Origin of the sequence: Kitasatospora sp. GP82, assembly GCF_029892105.1 — a bacterium.
Classification (GTDB): domain Bacteria; phylum Actinomycetota; class Actinomycetes; order Streptomycetales; family Streptomycetaceae; genus Kitasatospora.
Genome location: NZ_JARZAJ010000049.1, coordinates 17,961 through 36,358, shown reverse-complemented (window position 1 = coordinate 36,358; position 18,398 = coordinate 17,961). Strand labels below are relative to the sequence as shown.

Annotated in this window: 14 protein-coding genes and 1 pseudogene; 7 read left to right on the top strand and 8 right to left on the bottom strand. The window is 68.2% G+C overall.

Annotated features, from left to right (window positions below; genetic code table 11):
- Positions 1-75: 75 nt before the first annotated feature.
- On the top strand, positions 76-204 hold the full coding sequence (locus tag P3T39_RS32070) for a hypothetical protein (protein WP_280702753.1): 129 nt from the start codon (positions 76-78) through the stop codon (positions 202-204).
- A gap of 301 nt (positions 205-505) precedes the next feature.
- Entirely contained in the window at positions 506-1,615 is a 1,110-nt protein-coding gene (locus tag P3T39_RS32065) for an NlpC/P60 family protein (RefSeq protein WP_280702751.1), read from the top strand.
- A gap of 153 nt (positions 1,616-1,768) precedes the next feature.
- Here P3T39_RS32065 and P3T39_RS32060 read toward each other — a convergent pair.
- Positions 1,769-1,911 (bottom strand): annotated as a pseudogene (locus P3T39_RS32060) (transposase); the annotation flags it as partial.
- Between the two features lie 483 nt (positions 1,912-2,394).
- On the bottom strand, positions 2,395-4,047 hold the full coding sequence (locus P3T39_RS32055) for a S53 family peptidase (RefSeq protein ID WP_280702750.1): 1,653 nt from the start codon (positions 4,045-4,047) through the stop codon (positions 2,395-2,397).
- Positions 4,048-4,753: 706 nt separating this feature from the next.
- Between P3T39_RS32055 and P3T39_RS32050 the strand changes: the two genes are divergently transcribed.
- Positions 4,754-5,635 (top strand): hypothetical protein, encoded by an 882-nt coding sequence (locus P3T39_RS32050; protein WP_280702749.1) that lies wholly within the window; start codon positions 4,754-4,756, stop codon positions 5,633-5,635.
- Between the two features lie 390 nt (positions 5,636-6,025).
- On the opposite strand, the gene P3T39_RS32045 is transcribed toward P3T39_RS32050, so the two are convergent.
- The 4 genes from P3T39_RS32045 to P3T39_RS32030 all read right to left on the bottom strand — a co-directional run bounded on the left by P3T39_RS32045 (position 6,026) and on the right by P3T39_RS32030 (position 10,204).
- Entirely contained in the window at positions 6,026-6,547 is a 522-nt protein-coding gene (locus P3T39_RS32045) for a hypothetical protein (RefSeq protein WP_280702748.1), read from the bottom strand.
- Between the two features lie 105 nt (positions 6,548-6,652).
- The gene (locus P3T39_RS32040) at positions 6,653-7,753 is read right to left on the bottom strand and encodes a hypothetical protein (RefSeq protein ID WP_280702747.1); all 1,101 of its coding nucleotides are present in this window, start codon (positions 7,751-7,753) and stop codon (positions 6,653-6,655) included.
- Between the two features lie 852 nt (positions 7,754-8,605).
- Positions 8,606-8,842, bottom strand: coding sequence for a hypothetical protein (locus tag P3T39_RS32035; protein WP_280702746.1), 237 nt, complete (start codon positions 8,840-8,842; stop codon positions 8,606-8,608).
- A gap of 249 nt (positions 8,843-9,091) precedes the next feature.
- Entirely contained in the window at positions 9,092-10,204 is a 1,113-nt protein-coding gene (locus P3T39_RS32030) for an acyltransferase (protein WP_280702745.1), read from the bottom strand.
- Between the two features lie 1,080 nt (positions 10,205-11,284).
- Between P3T39_RS32030 and P3T39_RS32025 the strand changes: the two genes are divergently transcribed.
- The 3 genes from P3T39_RS32025 (at position 11,285) to P3T39_RS32015 (ending at position 15,436) form a co-directional block, all read left to right on the top strand.
- Positions 11,285-11,683 (top strand): hypothetical protein, encoded by a 399-nt coding sequence (locus tag P3T39_RS32025; RefSeq protein WP_280702744.1) that lies wholly within the window; start codon positions 11,285-11,287, stop codon positions 11,681-11,683.
- A 295-nt stretch (positions 11,684-11,978) separates the two neighbouring features.
- Positions 11,979-13,760 carry an ABC transporter permease gene (locus P3T39_RS32020; RefSeq protein ID WP_280702761.1) on the top strand — a complete coding sequence of 594 codons (1,782 nt, stop codon included), beginning with the start codon at positions 11,979-11,981 and terminating at the stop codon, positions 13,758-13,760.
- A 1,085-nt stretch (positions 13,761-14,845) separates the two neighbouring features.
- Entirely contained in the window at positions 14,846-15,436 is a 591-nt protein-coding gene (locus P3T39_RS32015; RefSeq protein ID WP_280702743.1) for a hypothetical protein, read from the top strand.
- A 696-nt stretch (positions 15,437-16,132) separates the two neighbouring features.
- Here the strand turns inward: P3T39_RS32015 and P3T39_RS32010 are convergent.
- Positions 16,133-16,561: a class I SAM-dependent methyltransferase gene (locus P3T39_RS32010; RefSeq protein ID WP_348534412.1), complete on the bottom strand. Its 429-nt coding sequence runs from the start codon at positions 16,559-16,561 to the stop codon at positions 16,133-16,135.
- Between the two features lie 811 nt (positions 16,562-17,372).
- The gene (locus tag P3T39_RS32005) at positions 17,373-17,525 is read right to left on the bottom strand and encodes a hypothetical protein (RefSeq protein ID WP_280702742.1); all 153 of its coding nucleotides are present in this window, start codon (positions 17,523-17,525) and stop codon (positions 17,373-17,375) included.
- Between the two features lie 181 nt (positions 17,526-17,706).
- Here P3T39_RS32005 and P3T39_RS32000 point away from each other — a divergent pair, with 181 nt between their 5' ends.
- A complete protein-coding gene (locus P3T39_RS32000) occupies positions 17,707-18,393 on the top strand; it encodes a Gfo/Idh/MocA family oxidoreductase (RefSeq protein WP_280702741.1) in 687 nt (228 codons plus the stop codon).
- Positions 18,394-18,398: the final 5 nt, after the last annotated feature.

Here is an 18,398-nt window from a genome sequence, read left to right as displayed (position 1 = left end):
GTCCGAGGACCGTACCGCGTCCGTCAGCGCCGCCTCACCTGCTTAAACGGGACAGCCCTTAGCCAGGACCAGGCGATGCTGGACGTGTTCCGCCGGATCCCGTTCCACAACGTCCGCAAGCGCCGCTCAACGCTCGGCCATCTCAGCCCGATCCAGGTCGAACATCAGACAGCGATGTCCCGCAGGATCACGCTCGCCGCATAAAGCTCCGGTGCCCACGTCCCCGGGGGAGGGACCAGTCAGCAGAGGCCGACCGTGATGGTTTTTCAGTGTGCTCGTCGAAATGGGCCGACCAGCAGTCTCACGACTATGCGGAGTGAGGTTGCACGTCCTGCGTAGAGCGAGTCAGCACCGGATATTTCGGGCTGTATCTGATTATTTGTTCCCAGACCGATATTGACTGGACTGCGGAGCCAAGAACGGAGATGAGCCGATGGGCGCTGTGCACCACGCGGGAATGGCGGGGGTCCGCCTCCTGCGGGCGCGGGTAGCACCGCGATGTTGCGTGGCACTCACGGTCGCCGCGCTGCTGCTTCCGCTGGCTGCCCGGAGTGCGGACGCTGCACCTGAGCCGAACCCGACCGCAGCTCCCGGCTCCGACCCGCCGGCCGACTCCAAGACAACCCTCGCCCTGCTCGGTCAGGTCCAGCAGCTTTACCAGAACTCCGAGACTGCCACGGAGCAGTACAACGCCACAGTCAGCAGACTCGCCGAGCAGCAGAGCAGGGTCGACGACCTCAAGAGCAAGGTGGAGCGCCAACAGCGGTCGGTGGACGCCGGAATCGATGTCGCGGCACAGCTCGCCGCCGCCCAGTACCGCAACGGCGACGCCTCAGCCTATGCGGGTCTGCTGTTCTCCAAGAACCCGTACGAGACGGTTGAGATCGCACAGCTGCTGGCCGAAGCCAGTCGTTCCCAGTCGGCCCTTCTGGCCCGGTTGAGGTCGGAGCGGTCGGCCTTGGACTCACTGAAGAAACAGGCCGAGGACGCCCTCGAGCAGTCACGGACGCTGGCCGCCCAGCAGGAGCAGGCGAAGGCCGAGGCCGCGAAGCAGCTGGCGGCGGCCGAGCGCCTGGTCTCTTCCCTGACCAGCGCGCAGCGCGCCGACCTGGAGCGTTTGGAGAAAGCCGAGGCAGACCAAGCACAGATGGCTCTTCTGGCCTCGGGCGTGCTCGGCGAGGGCGAACGCACCCCCTCACAGGCGGGACGCGCGGCTGTGGCCTACGCGCTGGCACAGATCGGCAAACCATATGTGTGGGGTGGCGCGGGCCCGGATGGGTACGACTGCTCCGGGCTCACCTCGCAGGCATGGTCGCACGCCGGCCGGCCGATCCCGCGCACCAGCCAGGAGCAATGGGCGCAGCTCCAGCACGTACCGCTGAACCAGCTGCGGCCGGGCGATCTGGTCGTCTACTTCTCCGGGGCGACGCACGTTGCGATGTACATCGGCGACGGCCTGGTCGTACAGGCCCCGCACACCGGGGCGTTCGTCAAATTGTCGCCAATCGGCGGGATGCCGATCCTGGGTCCGGTCCGTCCCGATCCCAAAGCTGCGGTGGACGACAAGGACGGGACGTGGGAGGTCCCCGACATCCCACAGGACACCGGCGAGTGACCCCGAATCGTCGCGGTCACGCCCGGTGGAGTGGTGCAAGAGTCGGCCACTCGGTGATCCCTCGACAGCCCGTGCGGTGAGGGAAATTGGGGTCAGGCCGGCGTCGGTTTCCTCCTCGATGAGGTGAACGCGGCAGCGGCCGAAGGCCTCGGGACCCATGTAGCGGCGCTGTTCGGCCCATTCGTCGCTCCGCCCGGCGAGCGCGGCCCAACGAGAGGGATGATGGCGGCGCGGTCGGGGAAGACGCCGACGACGTCGATGCGTTGGCGGATCTCCTTGTTCGGTCGTTCGTGGGGTTGGAGGACCGGATCGTGGCGACGGCTTTGGCCATCCGGGTTCTCCTTCAGGAGCGCGGCGAACGGCAGACTGTCAGGTACGGTCGTCGTGCAGGTCTCCTCCCTTCGTGACGTCGGACATCTCGAAGGATCAACCGGCGGCCGTCTCGCTTGCAGACGCCACACACCGAACCGGGACCAAACCCCCGGAACGCGCGGAACCCGTACACCACTTCCCTGGACGCAGCCCCGACCTGACACACCACTACTGGACGTCGGTGTCGAGTCGGTCGTCGGCTGGTGGCCGCCTGGCAGGTCGGCGGCCGCGGAGCGATGGTCTCCAGAACGCGGGATCGGCGTGCGGGCGAGCGCCAGGTGCTCGATCCGAACCAGCGGCAGTGCGCCCGGCAGGTGCTGCGCGACCACCGTCCGCAGCGGTCCGGCGTCCACCCGGTCAGGGTGGACGCCGGACCTGTGGTGTTCCGGTGCGCGGGGGTCAGTCCGTCATGACACGTTCAGAGCTGTGTCGTCGATGACGAAGCTGGTCTGCAGTGAGGCGTCTTCCACACCGGTGAATCTCAGAGTGATCGTCTTGCCGATGTACGGGCACAGGCTGAAAGACCGCTGGGTGTAGCCGGCGACGGCGTTGAGGTTGGAGTAGGTGGCCAGGGTCGAGACGGTGGTGCCGTCGATGAGCTCGACCTTGAGCGTGTCGTGGGCGGTGGTGCCGGTGTCGGCAGTGTCGATGTGCAGCCAGAAGGACAGGTTCGCCGTGGTGCAGGCAGGTCCGATGGACACCTGCTGCGCCAGTGTGTCGGTGTGGGTGGTGCCGTAGCCGTCGAGCCACGCCTTCCAGGAACCGGAGTGCGGGGGTTCGCCCGTGGAGTTGTCGACCACTCCGGGGGTGGCTGTCCAGGGCGCGGTGTCGTTCTCGAAGCCCGGGTTGCCGAGGAGTTGCTGCGCGGTGCACGGGGTGCCTCCGCCGGAGCCGACGAAGGCGGCGGTTCCGTGGGGGGTGCCAAGACCGGTCGGGCCGTCGTAGCCGGCCCGGGCCGTGCACAGGTAGGTGCCGCAGCTGCCGTTGGCTCCGCTGGTCACGTCGTACAGCGAGGACAGGTGGGTGTAGGGATAGGCCGACGGATAGGTGCTCGCGGTCGGGGTGCCGGCCAACGCGTATACGCCGGCGATGAGTGGGGCCGAGACGCTGGTGCCGCCGTACACCTGCCAGCCGGGTGCGCTGTACGTGTCGTACACCGCTACTCCGGTCGCCGGATCCGCGACGGCGGAGACGTCTGCCACGGTGCGCCTGGGACAGCCGCTGTCGCTCTGCCAGGACGGCTTGGCATCGTAGGCCGAGCAGCCCGATCCGGTGCCGACTCCACCGAGGGGCGTGCCCCAGACCGTCTCGCTCCAGCCCCGGGTGGTGGCGGAGCGGATCAGCGAGGTGCCGCCGACGGCGGTGACGTACCTCGACGCCGCGGGGTATTCCACCCCGTAGCCGGCGTCGCCGGCCGAGACGGTGATCGCCACACCCGGATGGTTGAAATACTGGCTGTCGAACGTGGGGTCGTACGAACTCTCGGAGCCGCCGTAACTGTTTGATACGTATTTGGCGCCGAGCCTCACCGCGGTGTTCACCGCCGTGCCCAGGTCGCTCAGCGAGCTGCTGTTGGCCTCCACCAGAAGGATCTTGCAGCTCGGGCACACCGCGCTGACCGTGTCCAGATCCAGCGATGTCTCGCCCGCCCATGCGGCGTTCGGCGCGGGCAACGGCGACGTCGAGCCATTCTCGTTGATCTTGCTGAAGCAGCCGTTTGCGGTGGTGCAGGGGGCGAGACCGTATTGTGCACGGTAAACCGCCAGGTCTGCCTCGGCATTGGGATCGTCGTACGCGTCGACCACGGCGACCGTCGCCCCGGCACCGCCGGTGGCCGGCAGGCTGTAGGCACTGCGCAGGTCTGATGGGCCGTAACCTGGCGGAACAATGTTCGGTGCCGACGCGAGTGGAGAGATGTCGGTGCGCACGAGTGCATGGCATCGCATCGCCTCGGGCTGTGTGGGTGCGGCGCACAAGTGTCTGAACTGCACGGAGTCCGGGGGCGGAGCTGCTGCGGCGGCAGGGGCGGCAACGGCAGGGGAAGCACCGGCGACAGCCATGGCGCCCACCAGCAGCGCGTGCAACCACCGTTGTAGCAAAGCCGTCTGCGGTAGGGCGGTCAATTTCATCTCCCTCCAACGGGGGTGGATTGGAAGGCGGCCGGATGGCAGCGGGCGGTTCCGGTGGAGATTCCAACCCGGGTGAACGCGTGAGCGTCGGCGCCGAATCCTCTAAGGCGGTCACCGGCCTCGCAACGGGCTTGCCTGAGACGAATGAAGCGAACTGGCCTGTCGCAGAAGCTGATCAGGGCATTAGAGGGAGGGTGCGGAGGCGAACGGATTATAGGTGCGACCATAGCTGTTCGATGGTTTGCCGGCGAGAATTTCTCGGTAAACTCGCATCGTGTCGCGCAATATCCGCCAGATGGCGCGGTCACACTCAAACTGCAGGGGGACGAGGGACAGCGATCCGGACGATGCGGCCGGGGTCGGCCGGCGTGGTCTCAGCCAGCGCCGCTTTACGGATTGTCCTGGCTCAGTACGCCCGGCACCACAGCGGGCGCAGGCCGTCATGAACGACGGCAGCGTCCGTCCGGGGAGCGGTTGACGCGCTGTCTGCCGAGCTCCCGACGAGCCGTCCAGGGCGGCTGGTCCGCGAACTGTTCGGCGCAGCAGAGCGCGGTGCAGTCCGGCAGCTGAGGGTAGCTTCGTGGATGAATGCAGTCGTCGAGTCGCCCAGCTCGCGCTATTCCTGTTGGAGCCCCCCATGCGGATCCCCATGACCCTCGTGCCGGCCGTGACGGCCGCCCTGGCGACCGTCGTCCCGATCGGCGCCCAGACGGCCGGTGCGGCCCAGTCGCCGCTGCCGCCCGCCCGCAACCTGACCGTGGCCGTAACCCCGCCGAGTCCGCCTGCCGCACCCGGCGCCAGCGTGCCGTTCACCGTCAGGGTGTGCAATCAGGGCACCGAGACTCCGGCCTCCGCCACGCTTGTGGTCAACGGGCCGGCGGACGAGGGCATGGAGCTCTCACCCGACCCGGCGGAGTCCGGCCCGGTGGACCGCGGCTGGAACTGGATCCGCTTCCCCGTCGCCAAGAGTCTGGCCCCGTCCGGCTGTGAGACCCACACGATCTACTCCCGTACGCTCTCCACCTTGGCTGGGCCGCACAGCTACTCCGGCGGCACCGCCGTGGTGACCTGGGACGACCCGGTGAATCCGGTGGACTCCCGTGCCACCTGGGACTCCGACATCTCCGCCCCCGTCACCGGCGCCTACCTGAAACTGGTCCGTGCGCCGCTGCCGACCGCGCCGGGCAACCCGGCCGACTTCGAGGTGGAGGAGCACAACGGCGGCCCGTCCACCGACTACCCCTGGCGCGGCCGACTGATCGCCCAACTCCCGCCGGGGTCCAAATTCCTGAGCTCGGCGCCGACCTATGCGGAGTGCACTTTCTCCGCCGACGGCACCACCGCGACCTGCCCCGACACGGTCAGCAACACCTGGTCCTGGGCCAACCGGGGCTTCGCCGTCCAGGTCGCCCGCGACGCCAGCCCGGGCACCACCCTCCCGGTCACCCTCACCTGGGATGTCCCCGCCAATCCGGAACCCCACACCTTCGTCCTTCACCTGGGCATCCCCGTCTGCTGATCCCCCGCCAGCGCCGGCCTGACCGACTCCCACCCGGGCAGGCCCGCACCCTCTCCGAACCCGCCATCCCTTGATCTTCGCAGGGAATCCCGGCCTTCAGGCCGGGCGGGCATGCGATCCCTGGTCCGGAGGCGCGGAGCGCCGGAGTGATCGTGCGCATTGTCCGTGACCTGTGGCATGTTGGCCGCGCGTCAGCCAGGAGGGGGGTGGGCCGGGTGATCCGTGCGTACAGGTTCCTCATGCGGCCCGCCGTGGGCCGGACACGAGCGCTGACCAAGATGCTGCGGAAGCGGCCGCTGCCGGATTCGGCCCGTGGACGGAGTGGAGCCCGTCGGTGTGGTCCCGGGCACGCCCGGCACCACACCGACGCGGTGTCTCCTCACCTGGAAGTCAGACTGTTCTGATGGCGAATTTCACGGTGCGGACTTTGGCGTCCGGGTCGTCGGGGTTGGTCACGGTCACCGAGCCGTCGCGCAGCTTGGAGTTCGGGGGCGCGCTCGCTGAGATCTGCGCCGGGATGTTCACGATCGCGGTTCTCAGGTAGTTGAGGCCCCCGGGGAACGTGCAGGTGACGGTGAGGCCGAGCGGGTCGGCCAGGCACGAGTCGGGGAAGAACGGGCCCGTGGCGGTGGTGTTGTCGGGCAGGGCGACTGTGACCGTGAACGGTGTGACCGTCCGGTCGGGTCCCCGGTTGGCCAGCAGGATGTGCACCGTGACGTTGCCGCCCACGGGTGCAGGATCCGGATCGGGATCCACGTGCGCCACCGGCACCCGTGCCTGGGCGGGGGCGCGCGTGGCCACGTGGTCGCCCGGAGCGGCGGCGCCGGCTGCCGGAGCCGCGCTCAGTGCGCAGGCCGCCAGGACGGTCCACAGGGCTCGTCCGCGACGTGGGGGGCCCGACCTACGAGACATGACCATCACCTGACTTGGAGAGGAGTTCGCACGCCGGCCGCGAGCGAGGGTTGCGGGAGTGAGGGGCGGGACGCGCGACGCAGGCGCAGGAGGAGGCCGGTGTTCTCATCGCCACACGTGCACGTAGTCGGCGGAGAAGCTGATCGGGTTCGAGTTCGAGGGCGCGGGGTGCCAGGTCCCGGCGTCGACGGAGAGATTCAGGATGATGTACGCCGAGAACGACGTCCCCACACCCTTGCCGTCGGAGAAGACCTTGACGCCGTTGACATACCAGTCGACCGACGTGGCGCCGTAGACCGCCCCGATCTTCACAAAGCAATTGGGGCCCACTGCACCGGAGTTGGTGTAGTAGTCCTGGGCTGCGTTGACGTGGTTGGTCAGCTCCAGGAGGTTCGGGTTGTCGGGGTGGTACTCGAACTTGTCGACCTCGGTGTCACCGTTCTTCCAGCTCCAGAGCGCGGGCCACGCTCCCAGGCCCGAGGGCATACTGACCGACGTCTCGATGTAGTCGCCCGTCTTGATCTGGAAACCCTGGGTCGAGCCTTCCGTGGTGAGCAGGCCGGTGTTCCACGCCTGCTTGCCGTTCTCCAGGGTGTGGGTGCTGGGCTGGGCGGTGAAGGAGGCCAGTCCGTTGGCGTAGGTGATGTTGGCGGGATTCAGCCAGTCGAGCTTGTCGTCGTTCGGATTGTGGGTGCCGTACTGGTAGGCGCTGGTCGTACCGGCCACCCACCGGCTGCCGTAGGTGATCGGGGAGTTGAACTCCTCCGCGAAGGTGAGAGTCTTTCCCCTGGTGGGATCCCCCGGGGTCCCTGACGAGGCCACGGTCAGGGTGACCTGAGTGAGGTTGTGGTAGCCGGTCGCGTCCAGATAGAAGCCGGACTCGGTGTAGGTGCCGGCAGGGAAGGTGCGCGATCCGGTGGTGAGCGTGTAACCGCTCGGGCAGATCAGCGGGTTGGCGATCGCTCCCGGGAAGTCGTAGTTGTTCCCCGCCGAATCCCGCACCGCCACGCCGACCTGCAGCACCGTGATACAAGCGGACGAGTGCAACTTCAAAGTGGCCGTCGTGGGGGAGCCCGGCACGGCCGTCGTGGGCGTGAGGCTGTCCTGGGTGACGGTGACCGCCGAAATTGCGGTGGCTTGGTAAGGAAGCGCGAGTGCGAAGAGAGCGGCGACCGCCAGCATGGCGATCCTGATCCTTGCATGCATACATATGTCCTTCCGCCCAGCACGGCCGTCTCCGGGCCAGCAGAGCTCGGCCCCAGAATTCACGGAGATGAATGTCGCGAGAACCAGATGCGGTCGCATTCAATCTATCGAATGCCAACCTCCAATGATGCAACGTCAGTCAGCGTGTCACGTCGGAGTATCCGCCCAGCAGCTGCCGTGTTTTCAGGAGTCAGTGTCCTGCCTTGGTTTGGGCAGGGTGAACACCTCCAGGAGTCGGAGTAGTTCGCGGCTGCTCAGCGGGACATGGGGAAGTCGGCCGGTTCGCTGACCGGCGAGACGGTCGGGGCGTCAGGATTTCCCGATGCCACTGAGGAGTCAACCCACAGGAGCAGGGCCGTGGTTGAGACGCCGGCGGTCAGTGGCCGCTGTCATGAGCGGCGGCCACGCACCCCGGCAATATTTCTTCTCGTATAGGTATCTACGCATATTGTTATCGCCGTTCATGATGGAGCGAGACTTGGGGGACGGTATGGCGCTCCTCATCGATACCAGCGGCACACCCGACAATGTCTTCTCCGACCTCTGCGGACTCGCAGATCAGTAACCCGTAGCTTCCTGCTCTGCGGCTCGTTGGGGTGGTATGAGCGCGCCGGAGGGGCAACAGGCTTTGTTGGCGGCGAATTCAATGCGGTCTTGCCGCATCTCGACGAGCCTCGTTGTTTCACCGCGCTCGCTGGCCGAGTGTGTGCCCGTGATGTCGCTTTCGCCGGTTCCCGGGGGTGGTGTCGGGCAGGGCTGCGCGTCGGCTCCCGTGCCGGGGACGCCGGGTTCCACGGGCCCGGGGACTGTCGGGGTCCTCCTCTCGGTGCTCGGCGGGGTGGTTCGTGCAGGTCAAGTAGGCCTGGGCAAGGCCTGGATCCGGTGAAAGGCCCGGACGATGGCGTCGGCCCTGGCCACGGCGGCCTGCTCGCGAGCGGTGAACGCCCAGCCGATCGAGTACTCCCAGCGGAAGGTCGGGCTCCGGCGTCCGCCGGCCGAGGCGATCCACTGCAGCAGCTTGCGCGAGAACCCGGCCCCGTCCACCCGAATCAGGACCTTCTGCCTGCGCCACCAAGGAAGTTGGGCCACCGCTCGCACAAGCAGAGTGAACTCGCATCCGGCAGGGCCCCGTTGGGGTGTGTCTGCAGGACGGGCGGTGGCCGCAGGCGTGCGTCGACCTGAACCCGCCGCCCACTCATGGAAGCCCACGGCTACCGCATCACCGCATCCACCGCACGCTTTTGATGTTCGAGGCCCTGCACCGTGTGCTTCTGGCCGAGCTGAACGCTGCCCGGTGGTAGCCGAGGCTGCGTCGGCTCAACGCGGCTGCCATGCCCGTCAAGCCCTGGTGCGTGGCCGCAGCCTCCCGACTGCCGGGAATGGCCTCCATCCGCCGCCCGCGCTCTTGAGGCGCATCGCCGGTGCTTCCACCAGGTGCCACGAGAGCATGGCCATGCCCAAGGCGCAGAGAGTGGAGAGTGCGAGGTAGGGCAGGTGCCCCCAGCGGTTGACCCCGAGTGCGGCGAGGGACTGCTGGGTGATGAAGGCGTAGATGTAGAGGCCGTAGGAGTAGTCGTGGCGGCTTCCGACCCGCTGGAGAGCGGGCGGCATCCGCATCGCGGTCCAGATCAGCAGGTACGCCCATGCGGGCAGTCCTACCACGACGAAGCCTCCGCCAAGGAGTGATCCCACCAGCATGGCGGCCGCAACTGCAGCGGCCACGCCGTTGACCGGCAGCCGGTCGCGGTACAGCTCGGCCAGTGCGCCGAACAGGAAACAGGTCAGGAGCGGAACCAGGTTTGCGAGCCACATGCCGCCGAATACCGGCAAGTCGAAGCTGACCGTCGGTAGCAGTCCGTAGGTCGGCGCGCGGAGCCACTCGTGCCCGGCTGCCAGTACGGGGAGGACGGTGGCGCAGAGGAACGCGAGCACGGCAACCGTCCAGCGTGCGCGGCGTAGCACTCCCGAGATCGAGAGGATTGCGAGCAGCAGGTACATCAGTACCTCGTACCGGAGCGACCAGAGCGATCCGTTGATCGTTCCCGCGTAGGGCACGTCGGTCAGCACGCCCCTGATGCCGGGCAGCTCACCGGCCAACGGCCAGCTGGCGGACAGATAGGTGCCAGGACCGCCTTTGTGCAGCCACCAATCCGAGAGTCCGTGGCCCGCGTGCAGCCTGAGCAGTGGCGCCGCCACCAGAGCGGTCACCAGAAGACAGCACCACAGACCCGGCAGAATCCGCAGAGCGCGGTGCCATAGGAATCGGCCCAGGGGCAGCCTGCCGACGCTACGGGTGATCAGCAGGCCGGACAGGACGAAGAACCCGCACACCGCGAGGGTGCCGACATCTGCCTGGCCGTGGGTGAGCGCCGTTCCCGGGTTCGGCTGCCGGTAGCCGAGCGGAAAGGTGTGCGACACCATCACTGCCCATGCCAGGAGCAGGCGCAGCATGCCGAAGCCGTTCTGCCGCGACCAAACCGACGCAAGGCTGCTGGGCCGAAGTCGACTACTACCTGTCATCTCGTCCTCGCCCCTGGAGAGATCGCCCACGTTACGAAAGAACGATCCACAGGAGCAGAAGGAAACCGCTCGTAATACGACTATGGGGACGGGATGTTGAGCCGTCGCCAGTAGATGAGTACGCAGGTGAGTGGGACGAAAGCGTTGTGAAGGCCGAGGTGTCGATCCCAGCGGAGCGCCTGGACGTCCGGCGTGCGGGTAGCTGCTCCCGCTCGTTGGACAAGGAGCAACACCGCCTGCTCCGAGGGGACTACCTCTGTGGGGTGGACACCCCGTCAGCTCGGCTGGGGCCCAGGAAGATGATCACCGTGAGTACCCTCCAAGCGGCAGACGAACCGGTCCTGCACCTGCGCCCGGCGTCCCTGTCTGCACCGAGCTGGCCGCCGCTTGGCAGGCGATGGGCCGCACGGTCCCGGGCCAGCCTGACGCCCAGTGGGCCGCCCTGGTCGAAGGCGGCCTCGGACGTCACTCGCGGGGCGGTCTTCACCCCTGGTGGAAGTGCGAACGGCGGTGTGAGGCGGCGTCGGCGCTAACGTGAGTAGCAGGATGATGCGTGCCGACCAGGGCAGTACCGCTCGGCTTGTACGGTCGGCAGAACCCCGTCGGCCGTACGCCCTCCCGCCCGTCGTTGTCCGGCGTGCCGACACTTCGATCGCCCTCGTTCCCGGGATCCTTGACCGGTGACAACAGGACGACGAGATCGGCGCCGCTCGCGGCCCCGCGCCCTGGGGGTGCCCCTGGACGAGCTCGGCCTCCGCCCGGCCGTCCCCGCTCCGCGCCGGGCGGCCGCTCGATGCTGTGACACCACCTGGGCCGAGCGCCTCAGCCCGGGTGCTATCAGAACGGTGACGGCCTTCCATGCGCCGGACCGTCCGGTTTGGGTCGCCCGCTGAACGGCTCCGAAGAGTCAACCAGTTGACCCGTTCACACCCACCGGGGCGCACCCCTGTCTGACGATGTGATCGATGCTGAGCGGGCTTTGGCGCGCTCTGGATAGGGCATGGGGGCTGCGTGGACAAGATCGTGACAGGGCTGACCGGGCAGGCATGGCCGGAATTAGTGGCGGGCCGACCCGCCGTTCTCTACCCGCAGGCATCGGCACCGGACGTGCCCGCCCTGCTCGGTGACGGCTGGTCCCAGCAGGACGATCTCGATGGCTGGGCCCAGCCGAATCCCGACTGGTCCGCCGTGCTGGATGCGCGGAGACTGCGAATCGCCCGGCTCGGTGACCTGCGGTTCGATGGGGAGCTGCCCATTGGTTGGGAGTGGCGGCGGGCAGCGCGCACTCATCGGGGTGTCCTGCAGATCACCGGCCCGTTCACGCATCCTGGCGAGTTCGCCGCAGCCGTCTGCGACAAGGCCCTGCACCTGCTGGTTGCGCCCCTGACCTTCACCGCCGACACGTGGTGACCGCGCTGACGGAGCGGACCCGAGTCAGACGGCGGCGCGTAGTGGCCCAATCCGCAGGAGGGCAACGCCAACGCGTGGGAGCGCGGGGCCGCCTGCGCCGCCGCCTTCCACCGCCAGCACGGGCACCTGGCGATCCCCGCGACCGTCAAGCTGGACGACTACGCGGTGGGGGCGTGGATGCGCCGCCAGCGCAAGGCCGCGGGCCTGACCGAGGACCAGGCCGCCAAGCTCACCGCGCTGGACGAACTGCGGCGCCTGGAGCCGGACCACCAAGCCGTGCCTGGTCCGGGTGGACATGCAGTGGCAGCGCGGCCTGCTCACCGAGTGGCGGAGCGGTGCCGACGGCCGTTGGAGCGGGGTGGTCTCGTCCGTCGTCAACCGGAGCGGGTCACGATCTGGCATGGCGAAGGCCACCCAGGGCCTGCCCGGGGACGCGCTGACCAGCGCGCAGTCCTATCTCACCCTCAAGCAGGCGTTCTCCGCCTCGGCCGACGCCTACCTGCCGTTCATGACGGTCTTCGGCGCGCTCGGCCTGGTGGTCGCCGTGCTGATCGTCGGCAACGTGGTCAGCGGCGCGGTGGTGTCCGGCTACCGGCACATCGGCGTGCTCAAGGCGCTCGGCTTCACCCCGCGTCAGGCCGTGACCGTCTACGTCACCATGGTCTCGGTGCCGGCGCTCGCCGGCAGCGTCCTCGGCACGGTCGCCGGCTGGGCGCTGACCGGTCCGATCGTGCACACCGCCTTCAACGGGATCGAGACCGGCACCGCCGCGCTCGCGCCCCCGGCCTGGCTGCCGGTCGCCTGCCTGGTCGCCGTGCCCCTGCTGGTCGCCCTCGCCGCGTTCCTGCCGGCCTCCCGCGCCCACCGGATCTCCGCGGCCGAGGCGATCACCGCCGGCAGCGCGCCGCGCACCGGGCGCGGCCTGCGGGTCCAGCGCTGGCTCAGCGGCACCCGGCTGCCGCGCGCGGTCAGCCTCGGCCTCGGCCAGCCCTTCGCCCGCCCGGCCCGGACGGCGCTCACCATGGCGTCCATCGTCCTGGGCGTGGTCACGGTGACCTTCGCCACCGGCCTGACCGGCACGCTGCTCGCCTCCATGGAGCCACCGGACGGGTTCAACGGCCGTACCTTCGTCCACGTGCAGGTCGGCGCCGAAGACGCCCACCAGACCGTGCCGAAGTTGACCGACGCCCAGATCGAGGCCGTGCTGCGCGCCACGCCCGGATCCGACCAGCTGACCTCGCGCGCGTTCGAACGGGTCGGCCTGGTCGGCTACACCCAGCCGGTGTTCGCCGACTTCTACGGCGGCGACGCCCTCGAGCGGCCACTGCACGTGATCAAGGGGCGCCCGGCGACCGGGCTGGGCGAGGTGGTTGCCGGACCGGCGTTCCTTGACCAGCACGGACTCAAGCTCGGTGACCGGATCACCCTGGACGTCAGTGGCCGGCTCCTGCCCGTGACCATCGTCGGCGAGCCCATCGAGGGCAACGCCCGGGCGGTGGCGTCCAACGCGGCGACGCTGGCCGGGACCGGAGTGCGACTGCACGTGGTCGAGTACGTCGTGCGGCTCGCCCCCGGCGCGGACGCCGACGCCTACGTCAAGGCGATCAAGGACGCCGACCCCGGCCTCTACCCGAACGTGGTGACGCACGACGGGATCGGCCCGTTCGCCTCGGTGATCAGCTTCTCGACGATCTTCACCGTGCTGCTGTCGGTGGTCGCCGCGCTCGGCGTCTTCAACACCGTGCTGCTGAACATCCGCGAGCGCCGCCGGGACCTCGGCATGCTGAAGTCGATCGGCATGACGCCGCGTCAGGTGGTCGCGATGACGGTGGCCTCGGTCGCCGGGCTGGGTCTGGTCAGCGGGATCATCGGCGTCCCGCTCGGGATGGCCGCGCACCGGCTGATCGTCGAGAACATCACCATCATGGTGTTCGCGGACTCGATGATCAACGTGTGGCACGCCCCGCAGCTGATCGCCGTCGCGCTGGCGGGCATCCTCATCGCCGTCCTCGGTGCACTGCTCCCCTCCCGCACGGCGGCCCGGCTGCCGATCGCCGAGGTGCTGCACAACGAGTGACGCCTCGGGATGGGCGGTTGCCAGGGGCCGGGTGGCGGACGGGGGTCGCCACCCGGCCCCGCCGGCGTGTGCAACCGCTGCACTGTCGGCGCCAGCCCCACCCGGCCGGCTGGCCCAAGGCGATCGGGTGCCGGCTGCTGGGTGGCCGGCGGCCGGCTCGGGATGATGTCCGAGGCCCCGCCTACGATCGGGCCATGACCACCCGGGACTGGATCTGGCAGGCAGTCCCGAACAGTGGCCCACTCCTCGTCCGTCATGTCCGACGTGTACCGCCGCTGCCTGTCCGGACGATCGGCCGCATTCCCGTACACGTGCGCGAGGCAATCACGCGATGGGGAAGCCGAGTTGCACTCCGCGGGCGCTGGCGCGTAGAACTGCAGCAACAGGGCCTCCTGTCACTCGTATGGATTCGCATCCACGAGCTGCCAGGAGGCCCTGATCCCTTGTGAAGGCGGTTCCAAAGCGCCCCGGCCCGGGGCTTCTGGACTGTCTGCCGTGACGGCCACCTGGAACACACAGGACCCACCGAGGCCTTGCGGAAGAGCGGTGCTGTCACAGTGGTGGGTTTCGCGGTGGTCGCGTAGGCACCGGGCTGACGCCCAACCGGCGCCCGACTGGTTGGCAGGGGGCTGACGGGCCGTTACCGCCTCCGGGGGCCTGCTGGGCTCGGCGCAGGCCGCCCAGGCTCCGGGCGCTCGTGCGGATCGCGTCCTTGGCCGCACGGACCGGGCGGACCGGTGCGCATGGCGAGGGCATGGCCTGTGATCGCAGGCGTCGGCAGGCAGGGCTCTCCCCTTGAGGCGTCTCATCCCCTGATGGCGACTCACCTCATCGCGTCGGCAGTTCCAGGCGCCCCGCAGCCGAAGGTGTGAGTAGGCGTCACGTTCAACCAGAAGAATCAATCCCCCTGCCAACCTCCCTATTTTTTCTATGATCTGACGTTCTGTCAGATATTCGAAACCTTGCGCTGATACCCCGTTCGGCTCCCAGTGCCGACCCTTCGACATGCGCGATATGACCGCCGTCAGTACGTTCAAATCACGCGTCGGCGGCCCAGCCGACCGCTCAGAAACAGGAGAAATTCCATGAAGATCACCCGCGCCACCGCTATCACCGCGGCCGTCGGCGCCGCCGCGGCCCTGGCCGCGACCGGCCTCACCTACGCCTCGGCTGCCTCCCAGCCGGTGACTCAGGCAGCCCCGGCCGTCCAGCAGGTGGCTGCTCCCGCGCAGGCGTCCTTCAACAGCGACGGAAAGGGCAAGGACAACAACAACGAGAGCAAGGGCAACGAGGGCAGGGGCAACGAGGAGCGGGAGCACGGGGAGCACCGCGGGCACAGGGAGCACCACGAGGAGGGCCGGATCCAGATCAACGAGCGGTCGTACTCCTCCCACCCGGGCGAGTGCGTCACCGTGCTCAGCGGCCTGGGCGCCAGGAGTCTGAACATCCGCAACGAAACCCACAAGACCGTCGAGGTCTTCCGCGGGGCGGTCTGTGACAACGGCGCTCCCATCGCCACCGTCGGGCCCCACAGCTCCGCCGACGGCGTGGACCCGCGCTGCGTCGACGGTGTCTTCGTCGAGGACGGAGTGGTGGCCAGCTTCCGGGTGATCCGACACCACGAGGGCCACGAGGGCCACGAGGGCGGCCGCGACCACGAGGATGATCGGGATTGATCCGGCCTTCTTTAGAAGGCCGGAGCGATGATGGTCTTGACGATCGCGGGACGGCGCTTGAGGGGCCGTGGACACCTCGATGGATCGGGAACGTGCTCGGTCAAGACCTTCTCCGTGACCGGTAACAGCGTGGTCCAGCGTCGCGATACGGTGGCCTGACTGACACCGAAACATCGCCGGGAGAACTGGATCACGCCGCGGTCGGCGTTCTACTGCCTCACGGACGCCCCCGCCTGGCTCTTGCCGGGCGGGGCGTCCGGGGCCGCGGTCCCCAGGACTGTCTCCAGCTCCCGAGCATCGAATACTGCCGGGTTCCCTGGAACTCCAGAACATACAGTACACCCAGTTCCGCCTCGCCGGGCCGATCGCCGCCGACCATCGCGAGCCCTGGGAGAAGCCGGACCGCTCCGGAGCACTGACCCCGACCCGCGTCCGGCGTGTCAGTCTTCTGCGTAGTTACGACATTGCTGCAACCCTGACCTGCTGTGCCCAGAGTGCAGAATATGAAGTCACAAGCTCTGGTGGTATGGCCTATGAACTGGGATGGTTCATCAAGTCTCTTCTGAGGCTGCGGAGTTGCGAAAGCTCTGACCTGCAGTGCTGTAGATAGGCAGAGGATGTTGTAACTAATGGATAGATATCTTGCTTGAGCGTGTGCAGAGAGGGCCGGGCTGTTACTGATCTTGAGGTGAAGGGTCAGGCTCCGGCGTTGGGATTGTGTGGCCCGGACCGACCCGACAGCCAGGGCGCAGGCAATGCGCGGGTCCAGCCAAGATAGACCACTGCGTCCAGCCGCTCCTTGAACGTCGTGCGGATGATGGCCGTTCCGCCGGCACGCAGCACGCGTGCAAGTTCGCCGGCGGCTGCGGGACGGTCGGGAAGGTGATGGATCACCCGGGAGAGCAAGGCCATGTCGAAGGCGTCGGCCGGAGCGGGCAGGGACTCTGCGGATCCGGACACGTACGGCACTGCTGGATGCGGGTGGTGCTGGCGCGCTTGGGACAGCATCGGTTTAGATGGGTCCACTGCAAGGACGCTGGAGCCCGTAATCCAGCGCGCCATTGCCGCGGAGAACATCCCGGTCCCGGCTCCGACCTCGATGATGGCGGGCGAGGGACGGTCCAGGTATGAGGCGATCAGCTCGACCCAGGCCCGGAGCGCGCTTCGGGCATGTCATTGCCGCGTTCGTAGGAGTTGGCCAGTCGCTCGTCGTCGTAGGCACAGCTCATGCGAACCGATCTTTGCCGACCGATCAGACTTCGACAAGAGCGGGCCGGGTCGCGCATCCCTCAGGCGCACCGTCACGACGTCGAACTGCGATCCGACATGCTGTGGTTCCAACAACCGTGGCCCGGTTCCAAACAACGTGTCACGGCTCATCAGACTGGCCAACAAGCCGGGAAAGATTGGCCAGCTGGCCTGCAAAGTGGCCAACTGTCGTGCACAGGGTGCGACACGAGGTCGCTCCCGATAAGTGAGTACAACCGTACGAAGGAGGAAGGAACCTGGTTGGACTTCGGGCCAGTATCCCGGCCCGTCCCCGCGCAGACGGGGGTGTGCCCCACACCTGGCACCTGGTGGCCTCCGACGGCACGTCAGCCCCGCGCGGACGGGGTGTGCCCAGCACGCACAGATCAATGGCCATCCGGCGAATGAGGCCTCGCGTGGACGGGGGTGTGCCCGGCATCGAGCTGGTCCTCCAGCTGCGCTCGGCGCCGCTGCTCCGTATCCCCTCGCTGTCCGGGTCGGCTGGCTGGACGGCACCTGCGGTAGGGGCCTTGGCCGTTGGGCGGTTCGGACGGGGTGTCGTCGGCGCCGACCTGCGGCGGGCTTGGGGGCCCGGGCGGTAGATGGCCGGTTCGCGATGGGTCTTCAGCGACGGGAGGCGGGACGGGCCGTCACCGTGTCCTGGTGACGGCCCGTTGCAGTTGGGTGTTCATGCGGTCAGGCTGGTCAGGGCCTGGCGGGCGCGCTGGGCGGCGCGCTCGGCGCGGTTCTTGAGCTGGACCGCGCGGACGAGGCGGTACTCCCGGGCCTCTCGCAGGCGCTCGTCGATCGTCGCCCGGATTGCTTCGAGTTGGTAAGTCATGGTGTTCTCCCCCTGGGTTGGGTGATCCGTCGGCATCACCGCGATGCCAGTCCCGGAGGCCCCCTTAGGCTTCAGATTGTACACCAGGACATGTGTATCGCCTTTCATTTATCCCCAGCTTCGCAGAAACTTCCTTCTGATCGAAGGGTTCGGCTCGCCCGGTTGAGTCCGAGTTGGGCGGGTGCTGTCGACCAGCATGCTCGGCTGGGGCGGGCCCTGGGGCGCCACCTACGACGACGACCACGCGTACGTGCTGGACGTGACGAGCGGCGCCACACTGCTGTCGATCCCCTTCGGGCACTCGGTCGACGCACTGGCCATGGTGCTCGGCGAGTTCCGCGAGGTATCGGCTCACATCGAGAACCTGCGTCCCGAGGTCACCCACGTGACCAGCGGGGCGGTCGCGGCCAAGAGCACCGAGGGCCAGATCGCCGTGACCGGTCTGCTCGAATCGGGGGCCGTGGCCGCGATGCACTTCCGCGGCGGCACATCCCGCGCCACCGGGTTCCACTGGGAGATCAACGGCACCCGGGGCGACCTCGTCGTGAAGGCCGACCACGACCTGTGGTGGATGGGGCGGCTGCGGCTGTACGGCGCCCGAGGAAACGACGGCGGCTTGACCGAACTTCCGGTTCCCGACCGTTACCGGCGGTCGCTGACGCAGTGGACCGGGCGGTCCGCCGAGCCCGCCTACAACGTCGCCCACGAGTACGCGCTTCTGCGCGAGCAGATCACCGCGAGCCTCCCGCCGGATACGGACGGCGTTCCCGACTTCCGGCACGCCGTCCGGCGGCACCGCATGCTCGAGCAGATCCGAGAGGCGGCACGGACCGGCCGGAAGGTCACGCTCGCGCAACAGGGCTCGTAAGAGCG